General features: G+C 38.6%; 11 protein-coding genes and 9 tRNA genes. 18 read left to right on the forward strand and 2 right to left on the reverse strand.

Features of this window, described 5'->3' with window-relative positions:
• The first annotated feature begins 2 nt into the window (after positions 1-2).
• From tolA to BW142_RS02845, 14 genes are all read left to right on the forward strand, one after another.
• A complete protein-coding gene (gene tolA / locus BW142_RS02780; RefSeq protein ID WP_076923801.1) occupies positions 3-929 on the forward strand; it encodes a cell envelope integrity protein TolA in 927 nt (308 codons plus the stop codon).
• 9 nt (positions 930-938) lie between these two features.
• Complete coding sequence (gene tolB / locus BW142_RS02785; protein ID WP_024598709.1) at positions 939-2,297, forward strand: Tol-Pal system beta propeller repeat protein TolB; 1,359 nt, start codon at positions 939-941, stop codon at positions 2,295-2,297.
• A 34-nt stretch (positions 2,298-2,331) separates the two neighbouring features.
• Entirely contained in the window at positions 2,332-2,874 is a 543-nt protein-coding gene (pal, locus tag BW142_RS02790; RefSeq protein ID WP_024597677.1) for a peptidoglycan-associated lipoprotein Pal, read from the forward strand.
• Positions 2,875-2,887: 13 nt separating this feature from the next.
• A complete protein-coding gene (gene ybgF / locus BW142_RS02795; protein ID WP_076923802.1) occupies positions 2,888-3,634 on the forward strand; it encodes a tol-pal system protein YbgF in 747 nt (248 codons plus the stop codon).
• 215 nt (positions 3,635-3,849) lie between these two features.
• Positions 3,850-3,925 (forward strand) — tRNA-Lys (locus tag BW142_RS02800).
• Between the two features lie 70 nt (positions 3,926-3,995).
• Positions 3,996-4,071: transfer RNA gene (locus tag BW142_RS02805), tRNA-Lys, on the forward strand.
• 84 nt (positions 4,072-4,155) lie between these two features.
• Positions 4,156-4,231 (forward strand) — tRNA-Lys (locus tag BW142_RS02810).
• A gap of 84 nt (positions 4,232-4,315) precedes the next feature.
• Positions 4,316-4,391: transfer RNA gene (locus tag BW142_RS02815), tRNA-Lys, on the forward strand.
• Between the two features lie 83 nt (positions 4,392-4,474).
• Positions 4,475-4,550: transfer RNA gene (locus BW142_RS02820), tRNA-Lys, on the forward strand.
• Between the two features lie 64 nt (positions 4,551-4,614).
• Positions 4,615-4,690, forward strand: a tRNA-Lys gene (locus BW142_RS02825).
• Between the two features lie 83 nt (positions 4,691-4,773).
• A tRNA-Lys gene (locus BW142_RS02830) sits at positions 4,774-4,849 on the forward strand.
• 62 nt (positions 4,850-4,911) lie between these two features.
• Positions 4,912-4,987: transfer RNA gene (locus tag BW142_RS02835), tRNA-Lys, on the forward strand.
• A gap of 141 nt (positions 4,988-5,128) precedes the next feature.
• Positions 5,129-6,169 carry a quinolinate synthase NadA gene (gene nadA, locus BW142_RS02840; protein ID WP_076923803.1) on the forward strand — a complete coding sequence of 347 codons (1,041 nt, stop codon included), beginning with the start codon at positions 5,129-5,131 and terminating at the stop codon, positions 6,167-6,169.
• 176 nt (positions 6,170-6,345) lie between these two features.
• Positions 6,346-6,435, forward strand: a tRNA-Ser gene (locus BW142_RS02845).
• Positions 6,436-6,499: 64 nt separating this feature from the next.
• On the opposite strand, the gene BW142_RS02850 is transcribed toward BW142_RS02845, so the two are convergent.
• Positions 6,500-9,178 (reverse strand): CHASE domain-containing protein, encoded by a 2,679-nt coding sequence (locus BW142_RS02850; protein ID WP_076923804.1) that lies wholly within the window; start codon positions 9,176-9,178, stop codon positions 6,500-6,502.
• Positions 9,179-9,993: 815 nt separating this feature from the next.
• On the opposite strand from BW142_RS02850, the gene BW142_RS02855 reads away from it, so the two are divergent.
• Both BW142_RS02855 and BW142_RS02860 read left to right on the forward strand, forming a co-directional pair.
• A complete protein-coding gene (locus tag BW142_RS02855; protein WP_076923805.1) occupies positions 9,994-11,319 on the forward strand; it encodes an OprD family outer membrane porin in 1,326 nt (441 codons plus the stop codon).
• Positions 11,320-11,415: 96 nt separating this feature from the next.
• A complete protein-coding gene (locus tag BW142_RS02860) occupies positions 11,416-12,282 on the forward strand; it encodes an alpha/beta hydrolase (protein WP_076923806.1) in 867 nt (288 codons plus the stop codon).
• Between the two features lie 71 nt (positions 12,283-12,353).
• Here the strand turns inward: BW142_RS02860 and BW142_RS02865 are convergent, their stop codons facing one another.
• Entirely contained in the window at positions 12,354-12,743 is a 390-nt protein-coding gene (locus BW142_RS02865; RefSeq protein WP_076923807.1) for a DUF2750 domain-containing protein, read from the reverse strand.
• Positions 12,744-12,969: 226 nt separating this feature from the next.
• Between BW142_RS02865 and BW142_RS02870 the strand changes: the two genes are divergently transcribed.
• The gene (locus tag BW142_RS02870) at positions 12,970-14,013 is read left to right on the forward strand and encodes an alkene reductase (protein ID WP_076923808.1); all 1,044 of its coding nucleotides are present in this window, start codon (positions 12,970-12,972) and stop codon (positions 14,011-14,013) included.
• Positions 14,014-14,214: 201 nt separating this feature from the next.
• Entirely contained in the window at positions 14,215-16,488 is a 2,274-nt protein-coding gene (locus BW142_RS02875) for a TonB-dependent receptor (RefSeq protein WP_076923809.1), read from the forward strand.
• Positions 16,489-16,538 lie beyond the last annotated feature (50 nt).

The raw sequence follows: 16,538 nt of genomic DNA on the forward strand, positions 1-16,538 counted from the left end.
GTATGAATAGTTCAGTAGTAAAATCGATAGTACTTCATTTAGGCATAGGTGGTTTTTTGTATGCGTCTGCAAACATTCACCCACCTGCGCCTAAAGTAATGGAAGTAACGCTTAATTCGGCTATACCCACCCCAGATAATGCGGTATCGGCTGTTACAGTTGATCAAAAGCAAGTTGAGCAAAAAATTGCTGAGCTTCAAAAGAAAGAAAAAGATAAAAAAAGTGCTGAAGACAAACGTATTCGCGATTTAGAACGCAGGGCGGCAAATGCACGTGAGCAACGCGAATCTGAATCTAGGCATATTAAAAAGCTAGAGCAAGAACGCAAAGCTAAAGAAAAAGAAACAGCCGAGGCTCAAGCACAAGCTAAAAAAGCACGTGCTATTGAGCAAAAAGAGCGCGCTAAAGCTAAGCAAGCTGAAAAACAAAAGCAAGAAGCTGAAAGTGCAGCTAAAGCTGCTGCTGATAAACGTAAAACCGAAGAAGACGCACTTAAAAAAGCAGAAGCTGAACGTAAAAAACGTGAAATCGAGGCAAAAGAGCGTGCAGCCGAGGCAGAACGTAAACGCCAGCAAGCGATGCAAGAGCAAATGCTACAAGAGCAACTTGCAAAAGAGCAGGCTGCCCGTAGTAAAATACGTCAGCAACAAGTGGTGAGCGAAGTTGATAAGTACCGTGCATTAATTATGGCGCGTATTCAACAAAACTTATTGATTGATGAAAAAATGAAAAACCAACAGTGCCGAGTCAATATTCGTTTAGGCTTTAATGGTTTAGTAACGCAAGTTAAATCATTAGGTGGCGATAAGTTAGTGTGTGAAGCTGCATTAAGAGCAGTGCGCATGGCTGACACATTACCGGTATCTAAAGATAAAGACGTATTCGAACAACTTAAGAATATTAATTTAACAATCAAGCCAGAGTTTTAAAGGAATGATATGTTCAACAAAATAAAAATAGCCTGTTTAGTTTTACTGTTTGGGTTTGTGGGTGTTGCTAATGCAGCGCTTGAAATTGTAATAACTGAGGGTGTAGATGGTGCAAGGCCTATTGCTATAGTGCCTTTTAAATACCAAGGTGTTGGTCCAATCCCTGAAAAATTAAGCAGTGTTATTGCTGCCGACTTAATGCGCAGTGGTAAGTTTAAACCTGTAGATGTAGCGCAAATGCCACAACAGCCGACCAAAGATAGCGAAATTGATTACGCATCTTGGGTTAATAAAGGTGTGGAGGCTGTATTAGTGGGCGAAGTTGAGCAGCAAACTGATGGGCGTTACTTAGTGCGTTATGAGTTAGTTGACGTGATTCGTGGCCAAATTACTGGTGGCAACACACAAATGATGAGTAATGGTAAGTTAATCAAAAGCCAAGATCATATTTTAGAAGCGCGTGAAAGTGTTATTGGTGAAAGCGGTTTTCGCCGTTACTCTCATCGAATCAGTGACGTTATATATGAAAAACTTACTGGTGAGAAAGGCGCATTTTTGACTAAAATTGCTTATGTAATAGTGCGCGATAATGATGAAAAGCCTTACCAATTAGTTGTTGCAGACTATGATGGATTTAATGAGCAAGTTTTGCTTCGCTCAAAAGAGCCATTAATGTCGCCAGCGTGGTCACCAGATGGTACTAAGCTAGCGTATGTAACGTTTGAAAACCGCCAAAGCCAAATTTATATTCAAGATATTTACACGGGTAAGCGCGAAATAATCGCAAGCTACCGTGGTATTAATGGCGCACCGCAGTTTTCGCCAGATGGCAAAAAGCTATTATTAGTACTTTCTAAAGACAAGACGGGTGCAACAGAAGTTTACTTGCTTGACCTGGCTACACGCAAAGAAACGCGCTTAACAAATCACCGTAGCATAGATACTGAACCATCTTGGCATCCTAATGGTCAAGATATTGTGTTTACATCTGAAAGGGGTGGTAATGCTCAGATTTATAAGTTAAATTTAAAAACAGGTAGGTCACAACGACTCACCTTTGATGGTGATATGAATCTTGCTGGTTCTATAACACCAGATGGAAAAGAATTAGTGATGGTTAACCGTACCAACGGGCAGTACCATCTTGCTAAGAAAGAGCTGGCTACAGGTGCGTTCCAAGTATTAACGAGAACACGCCTAGATGAATCACCGAGCATAGCGCCAAACGGTTCGATGATTATATATAGCACGCTTCATAATAATAAACAGGTACTTGCGCTAGTATCGATGGACGGCCGCTTTAAAGCACGGTTACCTGTGCTAGACGGACAAGTAAAGGCACCAGCTTGGTCGCCATACTTACAGTAATATTACTGGTTTACTCAAAATAGGAATCTACTCAATGCAACTTAACAAAATACTTAAAGGCCTGCTAATTGCTGTGCCAGTAATGACATTAGCAGCTTGTAGCTCATCTTCAGATATTGATGAAGGTGCTGCAAACCAATCAAATCAAGGCGTTGTTGAGCAATCAACTAACACTGATACAGTTGAAGTAGCTACAATCTCTCCTGAGCAACAAGCAGAAGAGCAACTTCGTCAAAAGTACGAAGCACTTCGCCAAGAGCAGGTAATCTACTTTGATTTTGATAAAGCGACAGTTGAAGGCAAATACGCTGATTTACTTCGTGCACATGCTGAGTTTTTAGTTCAAAATTCATCAGTTAAAGTACTAATTGAAGGCCACGCAGATGAACGCGGTACTCCAGAGTACAATATTGCACTAGGTGAGCACCGTGGCCAAGCAGTTGAAAAATACTTATTAAGCTTAGGTGTTTCAGCTAGCCAAATGTCAGTGGTAAGCTACGGTGAAGAGAAGCCAATGGTTAAGTCTCGCACTGAATCAGCTTTCGCTAAAAACCGCCGTGCGGTACTAGTTTACTAAGATAAGAGATATTATGAAGCCGAAAATTATTTTGGCAGCCATGATATTGAGCGGGAGCACCCAGTTAATGGCTGCTCCCGCTCCTGTTTCAGAAGCTGCGAGTTCACAATCAAGTATTGAGAAGCGATTAGCGTCACTTGAAAATATGATGCAGTCGCGTAACTTTTTGCAAGTAGAGTTACAACAACAGCTCAACTTATTACAAGACGAAGTAAGCCAAATTCGAGGTGTAACAGAAGAGCAAAGCTACAAGCTTGAAAAAGTACTGCAGCGTCAGCGTGAGTTGTACCAAGAAATCGAAAACCGCGTTAGCCAGGCTTATACACAGCCAGCAGCTCCGGTAGCCGATCAGGCACAGCCAAACGACGCACAGACCTATAGCAGTGACTTATCTGAAAACGAAGCGTATGAGCGCGCTGTTGCGTTAATAATGAAAGATAAACGCTACGATCAAGCGATCCCTGAATTTCAAACGTTTTTAACTACGTATCCAAACTCTGTATATGCATCTAATGCGCATTATTGGTTAGGGCAGTTGCTTACAATTAAGAATGATGGTGTAAAAGCGGTAGAGCACTTTAAAGTCGTCGTTAACGAATTTCCAAATTCTAACAAACGTCCAGATGCAATGCTAAAGTTAGGTACACTTTTACAAGATCAAGGTTCGGCGGAGCAAGCACAAAAAATATTGAGTGATCTTATCAATCAATACCCAAGTACAACCGCTGCAAAACTAGCGACTGATCGTTTAGGTAACTAGCGACTAAATTTTAGTTAAGGCGAGCAAACTACATGGAAACTCTCGAAGAATCTTGGATTTGCATGTAGTTTGAGCACAAACGGTTTAATTTTGTGCATCTAGACATAAAAACTTAAAAAAAGAGACAATTTCGGTTGCACTCATTTTATAAATAAGTATTATAAGCGCCCGCAGCAAACGAATGGTTACCCCACTCGAAATGCGACAAAAAGAGCGGGTTATTAGCTCAGTTGGTAGAGCAGTTGACTTTTAATCAATTGGTCGATGGTTCAAATCCATCATAACCCACCATTCTTTGAATGGTCTTTTATCGGCGGATTTACGTAGAATACTAAGTTGTTATAAAACGCAACGTCAGAGCGGGTCATTAGCTCAGTTGGTAGAGCAGTTGACTTTTAATCAATTGGTCGATGGTTCAAATCCATCATGACCCACCATTCTTTATTCCTTGTGAATAGTGTTTGGCATCAATCGGCGGATTTACGCAGGCTTTAACTTAGAAATAAGTTAGCAACTGGAACGGGTTATTAGCTCAGTTGGTAGAGCAGTTGACTTTTAATCAATTGGTCGATGGTTCAAATCCATCATAACCCACCATTCTTTATTCCTTTGAATAGTGATTGGTTCCAATCGACGGATTTACGTAAAGTAGTTAGTTGCATTTAAACGCAACAATAGAGCGGGTTATTAGCTCAGTTGGTAGAGCAGTTGACTTTTAATCAATTGGTCGATGGTTCAAATCCATCATAACCCACCATTCTTTATTCCTCGTGAATAGCGTTTGGCATCAATCGGCGGATTTACGTAAGCTTCATTCTTAATTGGATAAGTGCATAGAGCGGGTTATTAGCTCAGTTGGTAGAGCAGTTGACTTTTAATCAATTGGTCGATGGTTCAAATCCATCATAACCCACCATTCTATGAGTAGTTTTAATCGGCGGATTTACGTAAGTTTATTCAAAATGAATAAGCGCATGAGCGGGTCATTAGCTCAGTTGGTAGAGCAGTTGACTTTTAATCAATTGGTCGATGGTTCAAATCCATCATGACCCACCATTCTTTATTCCTTGTGAATAGTGTATGGCATCAATCGGCGGATTTACGTAAGCTGCATTCTTAATTGAATAAGTGCATAGAGCGGGTTATTAGCTCAGTTGGTAGAGCAGTTGACTTTTAATCAATTGGTCGATGGTTCAAATCCATCATAACCCACCATTCTATGAAAGTTTTAATCGGCGGATTTACGTAGCTTTTTCAAAGCAGATTTACATTAGAGCGGGTCATTAGCTCAGTTGGTAGAGCAGTTGACTTTTAATCAATTGGTCGATGGTTCAAATCCATCATGACCCACCACTCTCTAATACTTTCCTTTATATTCTTTTTTAAATTCCCATTCTATTTTTTATAAACAGCTTTACTAGTTTGCTGTTATTTGTGTTTATATTCTCGTATAATTCGCCCTAATTAATGCACTGTAGATAAGTGGTCGAGAACATGAGTCTAGCTCAAACTATTATGCCTGAAGGTTATATTTTCCCCCCTAAGCCAGCACCGTTAACAAATGACGAGCAAGGCGAATATAAAGCGCGTATAAAACAATTACTAAAAGATAAAAATGCAGTACTTGTTGCACATTATTATACCGATCCTGAAATTCAAGCACTTGCTGAAGAAACTGGCGGCTGCGTTGCCGACTCGCTAGAAATGGCGCGTTTTGGTGCACGTCATGATGCAGATATGATCATCGTCGCGGGCGTGAAATTTATGGGCGAAACAGCCAAAATTTTAACGCCAAATAAAACGGTTGTAATGCCAACACTTGAAGCGACGTGTTCGCTAGATATTGGTTGTCCGATAGACGAGTTCTCAGCGTTTTGTGATGAGCACCCTGACCGTAAAGTGGTTGTGTATGCAAACACCTCTACCGCAGTTAAGGCGCGTGCAGATTGGATTGTAACTTCATCATGTGCACTTGAAATAGTAGAGCACCTTGATGAGCAAGGCGAAAAAATCATTTGGGGCCCAGATAAGCACCTTGGTAGCTATATTCAAAAAAATACCGGTGCTGATATGCTTATGTGGAATGGTGCATGTATCGTACATGACGAATTTAAAACTAAAGCCTTAAAAGATATGAAGGCGCTACACCCAGATGCAGGCGTATTAGTTCATCCTGAGTCACCAGCAGAAATTGTTGCACTTGCCGATTCGGTTGGATCTACGAGCCAATTAATTAAAGCTGCGCAAACAATGGACAATAAAAAGTTTATTGTAGCAACCGATCGCGGCATCTTTTATAAAATGCAGCAACTATGTCCAGATAAAGAGTTTTTTGCGGCTCCAACGGCAGGTGAGGGCGCTTCATGTAAAAGTTGCGCTCATTGCCCTTGGATGGCGATGAATGGCTTAAAAGCGATTGAGGAAGCCCTCATAAGCCCTAAAGGTAAAGAAGTATTCGTTGATATGGATTTACGCGAAGGCGCACTTAAGTCACTTAATCGCATGCTTGAATTTACTGCGAGCATGTCTAAGTAATTTTAAAAAGTATAAATTAAAACGGTTAAGTCTTAGATTTAGCCGTTTTTTGTGCCTATAGATAAACTATTGCTTGATAAGTAAGCATTTAAAGGCTCATATTTAAAAATGCCTTGCACCTTAAGGGTCTATTTCATACTATAGCGCGCTGTTGCATTACACAATCGCAGCACTGTGGAGGGATGGCTGAGTGGCTGAAGGCGCACGCCTGGAAAGTGTGTTTAGGTTTATCCCTAACGAGGGTTCGAATCCCTCTCCCTCCACCATTATTCTTAGAACCCAGTTACTAATATTGAAAGGTATTAGTAACTGGGTTTTTTAATGCCTAAATTAGGTATTAACTAAATAGAGTGTTGATAACATGCCTATAAGCTCATGTTTTTCAATTGGCTTTGAAACGTAACCATCAAATAACTGCCTGTATATTTCTTTTTGTTCCGTAAAAACATTAGCGGTTAACGCGATAATAATTTGCTCGCTATCAAGCGCCTTAATTTGTTTACATGCCTGAAGGCCATCCATTTTTGGCATTTGAATGTCCATAAAAATAATGTCTGGCTTGTGTGACTCATATAACGAAACTGCTTCCAACCCATTATTTGCAATAATAATGGTGGCTTTAGTTGGTTCAAGCATTGCAGAAGCCACCAGTTGATTTATTTTGTTGTCTTCTGCTAATAAAATGGTTTTGCCAGTTAAATCAGGAAACTCAACATTTTTTGCTGTTAATATATTTTCATCAATCTGTGCTTGATCTAGTGGTAAGTAAACATAAAACTGGCTGCCTGAACCTAATTGACTTGTTACTTTTATTTCACCATTCATTAAGCCTATTAATGATTTAGTGATAGGTAAGCCTAGCCCTGTACCACCGTATTCACGCGTAGTTGATTGCTCAGCTTGTTCAAAGCGCTCAAACAATCGCTCTATTGCCTTCTCAGAAATTCCAATTCCGGTGTCTGATATACTGCAACATATTTTGTTTTCATCAGTTAGTCTAAACGTTACTGTAACGCCACCTTTCGATGTAAACTTAATCGCATTAGATATTAAGTTTAAAAACACCTGTCTGAGCCTAACAGGGTCGCCCACCCAATGCTTATGCTTAATATTAATAACAAATTTAAGGTATATGTTTTTATCGCTAGCTTGCAGACCAAGATCGGACTCTAGGTGATGAATAAGTTCAAAAAGATCAAAAGGTTTATGCTCTAATGAAAGCTTACCGGCCTCAATTTTAGAAAAATCGAGAATATCATTAATAATAGTTGTGAGTGAGCGGGTCGAATAAAGTGATTTTTTTAAATACTCTTTTGACTTTTCATTGAGGGGCTGCTCTTGCAATAACTGTAATGTGCCAAGTATGCCATTCATTGGGGTTCGTATTTCGTGGCTCATATTTGCTAAAAACTCAGATTTAGCCTGAGATGCTTGTTCAGCTAGTTCTTTAGCGTGTCCTAGAGCTTGTTCGTGATTAATTTGCTCTGTTAAATCATAAGCAATACCTAAATAGCCAACGATTTCATTTTCATTATTTAATAAAGAGGTGACGCTTATATTAACTTGTATGTGCTCGCCTGTAGAGGAAATGTATGTCCACTGATTGATATCAGGCTCTGTAGCCGTTGCTTTTAAAATCAAGACTTCAAAACTAGGCGGTACAGCTTTATTTAATTCAGTACTAAGCTGGTTCGCTTTTTTTATTATTTCTTCTTTTAAATGAAAAATTGCAGGGTTTTCAATTCCAATAACATCTTGCGCTTTATAACCTAATAACTTTTCAGAGGCGGGGTTAAATAAAGTAATTAAGCCGTTTATGTCGGTTGCAATAATTGAATAACTGGCACTATTTAAAATACTTCGTTGAAGCATACTAATATCGGCAATTTCCTTAGTGCGTAGTTTTACTTCTTTTTCTAATTTTAAATTTGTTTGCTGAAGCATATGCTTATTTTGTTTAGCTTTGACAATTCTTCGCTGCGTTCGTTGTGCCCTACGGTAAAAAAATAGCTGTAGTAATAAAATTATAAACATGCAAATAAGAGTATAAAAAATACCATTGACAATAGCTTGATATTTACCCGGCAAATGCAATGTTTCAATAAATGCGTCTGAAGCACTAAGCGTGAGTTCCCATGTTCTTCCCATCACTTTAATTATTTTAGTTAACTGGTAATTAGCTGAATTACTTTGAATACCGTAGCTAAAAAAGTCAGTTTTAGCGTTGTTAGCTATATCGCTAATGACTAGCTTATTCTCATCAACTAGCGAGAGAGAGTCTAAAATTTTATTTATTAATAATGGAGCGTATGCCCAGCCTAAGATCTCATTAATGCGTTGCTCTTTATTATCCGCAATCGTAATGCTTTTATAAATTGGCAGTAAAATTAAAAACCCTTGCAGTGATTGCTCATTAGCCTGTACTAAAGTTATAGGGCCCGTGAGTTGAGCCTTATTGTGAGAAGCTGCATTTAATGCTGCTTGTTTACGCATGCTCTCTGAGCCAATATCTAAACCTATTGCTTGTAAATTTTTATGTTCAGGAAAAATATACTGAATAATAAAATGTTCATTATTACCATTATTAAGCTGATTAAAGTTAAATGTTTGTGTGGGTCTATCATATTTTGCAGTATGTAAAAACTGGGTTAGATTCTTAGATGTTACCTTTCGAATGAAACCAATCCCGTTTGCACCGGGGAACTCTTGGCCATAGTTACGACTATTAGAGTAATTAGCAAATGTTTGGTAGTTTAAATTATTAACGCCTATACCGTGTATAAACCCTTTTAAACCGAAGAGCCCATATTTATATAAGTCGATTCTATTCGTTACGCCTGTTGAGAGCGTAGAAAGGCGGTTGTTAAGTGCTTCGTTTATTTTATAGTTAAGTGCGTTTTGGTGTTTAATGTGAGCGAAGAAAGTTAAGACAATACCGCTGATAAGAAAAATGGCATGAGCAAGTATAGAGACTAAAAACCCTTTCCTAACCAGTCGTCCTGAGAACATTAACTCATCCTTTATTATTAATATGCTGAGTGCGTATCTACCTCTATTATCAAAATAAATATAGCACTTATTATTCAGGATACAACTTTGTTCATAATTAGAATATATATATTTTATAGAGGTTTAGAGCTCGAGAGTGAAAGGAAATTTAATTCTGAGTTTTATGAGTAAATAGAGAGTGTATATAAAGCTAATGATTTATATGCTTTCTATTATTTTAGAACTAGCGAAAAAGTATTGGTTTAAGGTGTTAAACCTTCCATGCTTTTTAATCTTTTACTGATAATTGCGATCCACATAACAATGTCGGTTAGCTTTTTATTACAGTGCAATAATATTTGAAGATTACACTGCCGATATATTACGATATTTAAATGACTTAAGTATGTATCTAATAAATATAGCTTTCTTCAGGGCCATAATAAAACCATAAACCATATATTTCTGTATGCACGCTTCAACCTAATAGCTTAAGCAGTTCTTTATAATATAAATTTGGTAAGTGTAAGCTGAGTCAGATGAAATCGTAGTCATGATATTCTGAAAGTAAATTGGTTATACAACTAGTAGGAGTTGTATAACCAATTTCTCTGTCATTTTTGTATTCATCCGACACAAAAAAATATTTAATATTTTATAATATGAAAATTAAATCATTAAAAACTCATATTGTTCTATATTTAGTGCATGAAAGAAAAGTCATTGCGTGAAATTTAATTACCTTATTACATGTTTGCCGTGTAGGTCGCAAAATATACACGCTGTTAAGCACTACACAGTCAAAATTTAAACAAAACAAGGTAACGGAGACAACTATGGCTCAACGGTTCTCTAAATCACTTGTGGCAACAAGCGCAGTATTAATATGTTTTTCTATTCCTTCGTATGCCGCTGTTAATGGACTGACAGAACAAGATGTGTTTAATATAAAACTCAGGTCAATCTATTTTGATCGTGACTACGATAACGATGCAAGCGACGATTCAACCTTCGCTCAAGGTATAGAACTCAATTACACCTCTGGTTATATAAACGACTTAGTTAGTGTGGGTGTATCGACCTACACCGTGATGAATATTAATTCTACAGGTTCAGCCGCAGGTAATATTTTACCAGCAGGTAATGAGAGCGGTGGAGTTGACGATAGCTTTTCTAAATTTGGTCAATATTTTTTAGATTTTAAATTGGGTAACAACGGTCACGTTAAAGTGGGCGGGCAAAAAACTAAAAGTATGTTGCTTAAAAGCTCTGGGAGTCGGGCTATTCCTAATACCTTTAGAGGTGTTTTTGGCGACTATAAAATTGGCAACACTAAGGTATATGGTTATGTATATGATAAATGGAGCCGACGACACGATGATAGATGGGAAGATTTTTCTACCGATCAATCGGCAACTGGCGCTATTAGTGTAATTTGGGGCGTAGGTGCTACGCACAAAAAAGACGATCTAACATTAGAGGCTGAATATTTAAAGTCCCAGAATTATCTAAGTAAAATGGGATTAAAAATCAGTTATGATATTAAACTTAAACAAAGTAAGTTAACACTTTCAAGTGGTATATTTACCTCACAAGATGATGGTGATTTATTTGTAACAGGCGCAGAGGGCGGCGATTTAGATGATGAAGATACACCTGGAGCATTAACAGGCTTAACTAAAAGTGAAAACGATGGATTTGCTTATTACTTAGATGCTGATTGGAAAAAAGATATTTGGAGCGCAGGTGCTGCATTTACGAAAGTAAGTGATGCTTGGATTGAAGATAACTTTAGTGGCGATCATGGAACAAATCCATTCCCGACGCGCTCCCTGATTGGTGCCGATTTAACAAACCAAAATGAAACATCATGGCAGGCACGCTTGGGTATTAACTTAAAAGCTGTATCGCCAGGGCTCAGTACTAAGTTTTATTACACTAGCGGTACGGGCGCCGAAAATTCAGCTTTAGGTCAAATAGGCGGTGAAGCCGAAGAAAAGTACTGGGCTTTAGATACACGTTATAAGGTTGAGGCAATAAAAGGTTTAAGCTTACGCTGGTTGTTTTTAGATTATATAACCGATAAAACAGGCAGTGTTGACGGTGTTAAAGGTGACAGAGCAGACCATCGAGTATATATGGATTACACTATTAAATTTTAAATGACTTTTAAAAACCAATGCTATTTTTATGCACTGGTTTTTTTTCTGATTACTATGATAAAACTGACAAATAAATAATAACAATTAAGTTAATACATGTTTTCTCTACAGCATTGGCGTTCTCAGGGTTCATTCACCAAAATTAATGGCCATCAAATTTTTACTAAAATAGCCGGGGATGTAACAAACCCCGCGCTGCTTTTAATACATGGCTTTCCTAGCGCCAGTTGGGACTGGGAAGGTATGTGGCAAACGCTTAGCGATCATTATTTTGTGATCACACTCGATATGCTAGGTTTTGGTTTATCAGATAAACCAAAAAATGCAGACTATAAAATTACAGAACAAGCTGATTTATACACACAATTTTTAAAGCGTTTAAATATTAATGATGTGCATATACTAGCCCATGATTATGGCGATACAGTCGCTCAAGAGTTATTAGCAAGGCAAGTAGCTTCGCAAAGTGAGATACAAATTAACAGCGTGTGCTTTTTAAACGGTGGGTTATTTCCTGAGGTGCATAAACCATTGTTTATACAAAAGCTTTTGCTCTCAAGGCTTGGTTGGATAGTGCCAAAATTAATGAATAAACAAAAATTTACCAATAATCTAGTGACTATTTTTGGCAAAAATACACAGCCTACAACACAGGTAATAGACACACTTTGGGAACTGCTGATTTACAAAGATGGCTTAGCCGTTATGCCTAAACTCATTAGTTATATAATGCAGAGGCAGCAAAACCGAGAACGCTGGGTTGGTGCTATTGTAAATAGCCATATACCACTTACGTTTATAGCAGGTGCAGTAGATCCGATTTCTGGTAAGCACATGATTGAGCATTACAAACGGTTAATACCAAACGCGAGTGTTAAAGAGTTCTCAGAGCTTGGCCATTATCCACAAGTAGAAGATGCAAATGCTATAACGCAGGCGTATTTGAGTTTTAGAAACGGGTAATAAAAACGCGGCTACTAAATTAAGTGCCGCGCTTATAAATTAAAGAACTCTGAGTATTTAGGCTTTACACCTTAGTACTTTTTCTTTGGCGCTTTTAACTGTTTTTCAAATTCATCTGAAAACAATATTGTACCGTCGTCTTCCTCAGTAGGAAATGCGGCAATAAGTAAATCATCTTCTTCAAGACCTGGCGTCCAGCGACTAAACCAATCTGCAAGTGGTATTGCTTTAGCGCTACAGCCAGCCCATTCGCCAGTAGCCCACGCTTCTGCAAATTCACGAGTTGGCCAAACAGGCACGCAATCGTCGTCTTCATTGGCAAGCATAACGCAGCCATCGTCGTCGTTTAAAATCCATACTTGCTTAAATTTTTGCACGGTTTCGAACATGTAAGCTAAGCGTTTTTTTGCCCCAAGGCCTAAAATTACTGCTTGTTGTTCGGTTGCATTTTCGCTCGTCATGATTGGCTCACTCTCGTTGCTATCGATATTTAATATATAGCGTACAAGTATATCGAGTTATATGACAGAGTGTTGAAAAGTTATTATTTAATTTCATTAATGCAGATCTAATTCACATATTGAGCAGTATAACTCCTCACTAATTTGAGCGATCATTCAAAATAAGCTTGAATGTTTGTAAAAAGGCCACATTGTATTAAGCATATACTTAATGAAGGATTGAAAAATGACTACTGATTTACTTGCTCCGTTTAAACTAAATAACACAATTGAGCTTAAAAACCGTGTACTTATGGCGCCACTAACTCGTTGCATGGCTGACGATAACTTAGTGCCAACACAAGATATGGTTGAATATTATGCTCGCCGTGCCGAAACCGGTTTAATTATTAGTGAAGCAACTATTATTCGCCCAGACGCGCAAGGTTACCCAAATACTCCGGGTTTATTTACCAGTGAGCAAATTCAAGGTTGGAAAAAAGTAACAGATGCAGTACACGCTAACGGCGGCAAAATGTTTGCACAGCTTTGGCATGTTGGTCGTGTTGCACATCCTCACTTTTTTGATGGCGATGTACTGGCACCATCTGCAATTGGTGTTGAAGGTTCTGTACCGCGCATGCGTGAGCTTACCTACATCACTCCAAAAGCAGCCACTACAGATGACATTAAATCTTTAGTAGCTGATTACGCAAAAGCGGCAGAAAACGCAATTGAAGCAGGTTTTGATGGTGTAGAAATTCACGGCGCTAACGGTTATTTAATTGACCAGTTTTTACATTATGCTGCAAATACACGCAGCGACGAATACGGTCAAACGCCTGAAAATATGTCGCGCTTTGCATTAGAAGTAACAGATGCGGTTATTGCAGCTGTTGGCAACGAGCGTACTGCACTTAGATTAACACCGGGTGCTTACTTTAATATGAGTGAAGACAACCGTGATAAAGCGGTATTTGACTACTTACTACCAGAACTAGAAAAAAGAGATTTAGCGTACTTACACGGCGGTATTTTTGACGACAGTACAGCGTTTGAGTCACTTGAGGGTAAAACTACATCTGAATTTTTACGTGCAGGCTACAAAGGTACATTAGTAGGTGTAGGCAGTTATAGTTTTGAGACAGCAAAAGAGGCCATTAACGACGCTAAGTTTGATTTAATAGCGATTGGTCGTCCACTTATTGCGAATCCTGATTACGTTAACAAAATTGCAAACGGTGAAGAACTAGTTCCGTACAGTGATGAAATGCTTGCCGAACTAAAATAAAGTACTATTTGTAAAAAGTTTAGAAAATAATTAAGACACTCAAGATAAAACCTTTGAGTGTCTTTTTTTGTACATATCCCCGCCATAAATCTCCCATATTTGTTTAACTTTTATGTAAATAAAGTTCATCCTCGTTGTCATATTTAAAATTCATACTGTGTCCGTTTTCATATTTCATAATTAAAATCAAACGGGACAACAATGTACGCTTTAAAAAACAAATCACTTTTGAGCATTGCTATTGCCATGGCTGTATCAACATCCGCTTACGCAAACGATAACGAAATTGAAGAAATTACAGTAACGGCAAAACCAACAAGTTACGCAAACAATGTTATTGAGCCTGCAATGCTTGAGCAACAAAGTTCGGTATCGAGCATATTATCGGTTATTGATAACTTACCGGGTATTAGTATTAACGAAGGTGATGCATTTGGTGGCGATGATTGGTCAACGACTATTACAATGCGTGGTTTTAGTATTGACTCAAACCAACAACAATTAGGTATGACTGTTGATGGTATTCCCAATGGTGGTTCTAATTATGGTGGCGGTGCTAAAGCTAATCGTTACTTGGAGAGCGAAAATTTAGCAACGGTAGAGGTTGGTCAAGGGACGTCTGACATTAAATCGGCTTCACTTGAAGCGCTTGGCGGTACATTTAATTTTGTAAGTAAAGCACCAAGTTTAGATAAAAGCACCACTTTTGCTTATACCTCAGGCAGTCACGATGCCACACGCTATTACGTTAAGCACGAAACAGGTACGATTTTTGATAATACACAAGCGTATGTAAGTTACTCGCAAACCGATACAAGCCGTTGGATTGGCTCAGGTAGTAATGGCGGGAAAGATAACCAACACGCTGAGCTTAAATTTGTAACTACGCTTACGGATTTAACCATTACTGGTCGTTTATCTTATGATGATGTAAGCGAGACAAACTACAATAGTGTAAGTATTGAGCAGTTTGAGCAAACACCAGATTGGGATCAGCTGACATGGAATTGGACTGGGGTCCCACATTTTGACCAAATGTTTGCAGAAGGCTGGGGTACGCTTCGCGAAAACACTCTAGCGTATTTAAAATTGGAATATGCACTTTCTCCAACATCACTTATTACCGTTAGCCCGTATTATCATAAAAATTCAGGGCGTGGGGATTGGATCCCACCGTATTTAACAACCCCTGTTGATGAAAATGGTAATCCAACAACTGAGGGCGGAACAAATGCCGGCTCTTACGGATTTGCTGATAGTGAAGGGAATCCGCTTGCACCAAACGAAGAATGTACGGCAAGTTTAAGCTGGCCATGGGAATCGGGTCCTGGTTTAAACCCTGCGTGTTACGACGATACAGCAACACCTGTTATGTCGTATCGCCATACGCATTACAAAAAAGACCGCCTTGGTTTAACGGCAAACTACCAAGCCACTTTTGGTATGCATGATATAGAAGCAGGTTTATGGTATGAACAAAGTGACCGTGAAGAATCTCGTGATTGGCACAAGGTAATTGATGCGCGTATTTATCATCACTTTGATAGCACTCCATACTGGACACAATACAAAAACACTTTTGAAACTGACACTCTAAAATGGTATGCGCAAGATTCAATGGCGCTTGGTGATTTTACACTTAACTTAGGTGTTAAAAAGTACCTTGTTGATATTGAAAAGTATGATCATTATCAAAATGCAACCACAGCAAAAATAAATAGTGATTCAGACATATTGTTCAGTGGCGGTATTTTGTATCAGTTAAATGACTCTACAGAGTTATTTACCAGTTACAGCGAAAATTTTGCGGCTATTAAAGACGGTGTACTAGAACGTGATAGCTCGGATTTATCAGCCATCGAGCCTGAAACCGCTGAGAATATTGACCTTGGTGTGCGCTATCAAAATAATGCGTTAAAACTAACAGCAACAGCGTATTCAATAGAGTTTGATAACCGTATTACCTTTATTGCACCTGGTAGCGATACAGGCGGTATTGATTACACAATAGGCACTAATGGCTCTTACTTAAATGTAGGTGGTATTGAGTCTAAAGGTTTAGAGCTTTCTGCAAGTTATATGCTTAATTCAGAGTGGAATATATATAGCTCGTATACAAATAACGACTCAGAGTACAAGGGCGACGCGCCAGGCTTTGAAGCAGGTGACAAAGTAATTGACTCAGTCGATGACTTATTCGTGCTATCGACAGACTACTACAGTGGGGATTTTCGTTTTGGGTTGTCGGCTAAATACACCGGCGAACGTGGTGAGGTTGACGGCTACACTGTACTGGATTTAAATGCAGGTTACTCAGCAGAAGTAAATGCAGGCCCATTTAAAGCACTAGATATTGCATTTGTAGTTTATAACGTGACAGATAAAAGCTATCTAGCTGGCGGTACAGGCAATGGTACCACTTACTTTATAGGTGCTCCGCGTACAGCGGCAGTGACTTTAAGTGCTACTTTTTAATACTCAAAGTACGCAACTTATTATTCAATTATGTTAGTAAACTCTTAACC

Origin of the sequence: Pseudoalteromonas sp. EB27, from assembly GCF_001974875.1 — a bacterium.
In the GTDB taxonomy this organism is placed as follows: Bacteria; Pseudomonadota; Gammaproteobacteria; order Enterobacterales; family Alteromonadaceae; genus Pseudoalteromonas.

What these genes read in the sequence shown, in the direction of transcription:
- tolA (WP_076923801.1), top strand. Translation starts at nt 3, where the DNA reads ATGAATAGTTCAGTAGTAAAATCGATAGTACTTCATTTAGGCATAGGT.
- tolB (WP_024598709.1), top strand. Translation starts at nt 939, where the DNA reads ATGTTCAACAAAATAAAAATAGCCTGTTTAGTTTTACTGTTTGGGTTT.
- pal (WP_024597677.1), top strand. Translation starts at nt 2,332, where the DNA reads ATGCAACTTAACAAAATACTTAAAGGCCTGCTAATTGCTGTGCCAGTA.
- ybgF (WP_076923802.1), top strand. Translation starts at nt 2,888, where the DNA reads ATGAAGCCGAAAATTATTTTGGCAGCCATGATATTGAGCGGGAGCACC.
- nadA (WP_076923803.1), top strand. Translation starts at nt 5,129, where the DNA reads ATGAGTCTAGCTCAAACTATTATGCCTGAAGGTTATATTTTCCCCCCT.
- BW142_RS02850 (WP_076923804.1), bottom strand. Translation starts at nt 9,178, where the DNA reads ATGTTCTCAGGACGACTGGTTAGGAAAGGGTTTTTAGTCTCTATACTT.
- BW142_RS02855 (WP_076923805.1), top strand. Translation starts at nt 9,994, where the DNA reads ATGGCTCAACGGTTCTCTAAATCACTTGTGGCAACAAGCGCAGTATTA.
- BW142_RS02860 (WP_076923806.1), top strand. Translation starts at nt 11,416, where the DNA reads ATGTTTTCTCTACAGCATTGGCGTTCTCAGGGTTCATTCACCAAAATT.
- BW142_RS02865 (WP_076923807.1), bottom strand. Translation starts at nt 12,743, where the DNA reads ATGACGAGCGAAAATGCAACCGAACAACAAGCAGTAATTTTAGGCCTT.
- BW142_RS02870 (WP_076923808.1), top strand. Translation starts at nt 12,970, where the DNA reads ATGACTACTGATTTACTTGCTCCGTTTAAACTAAATAACACAATTGAG.
- BW142_RS02875 (WP_076923809.1), top strand. Translation starts at nt 14,215, where the DNA reads ATGTACGCTTTAAAAAACAAATCACTTTTGAGCATTGCTATTGCCATG.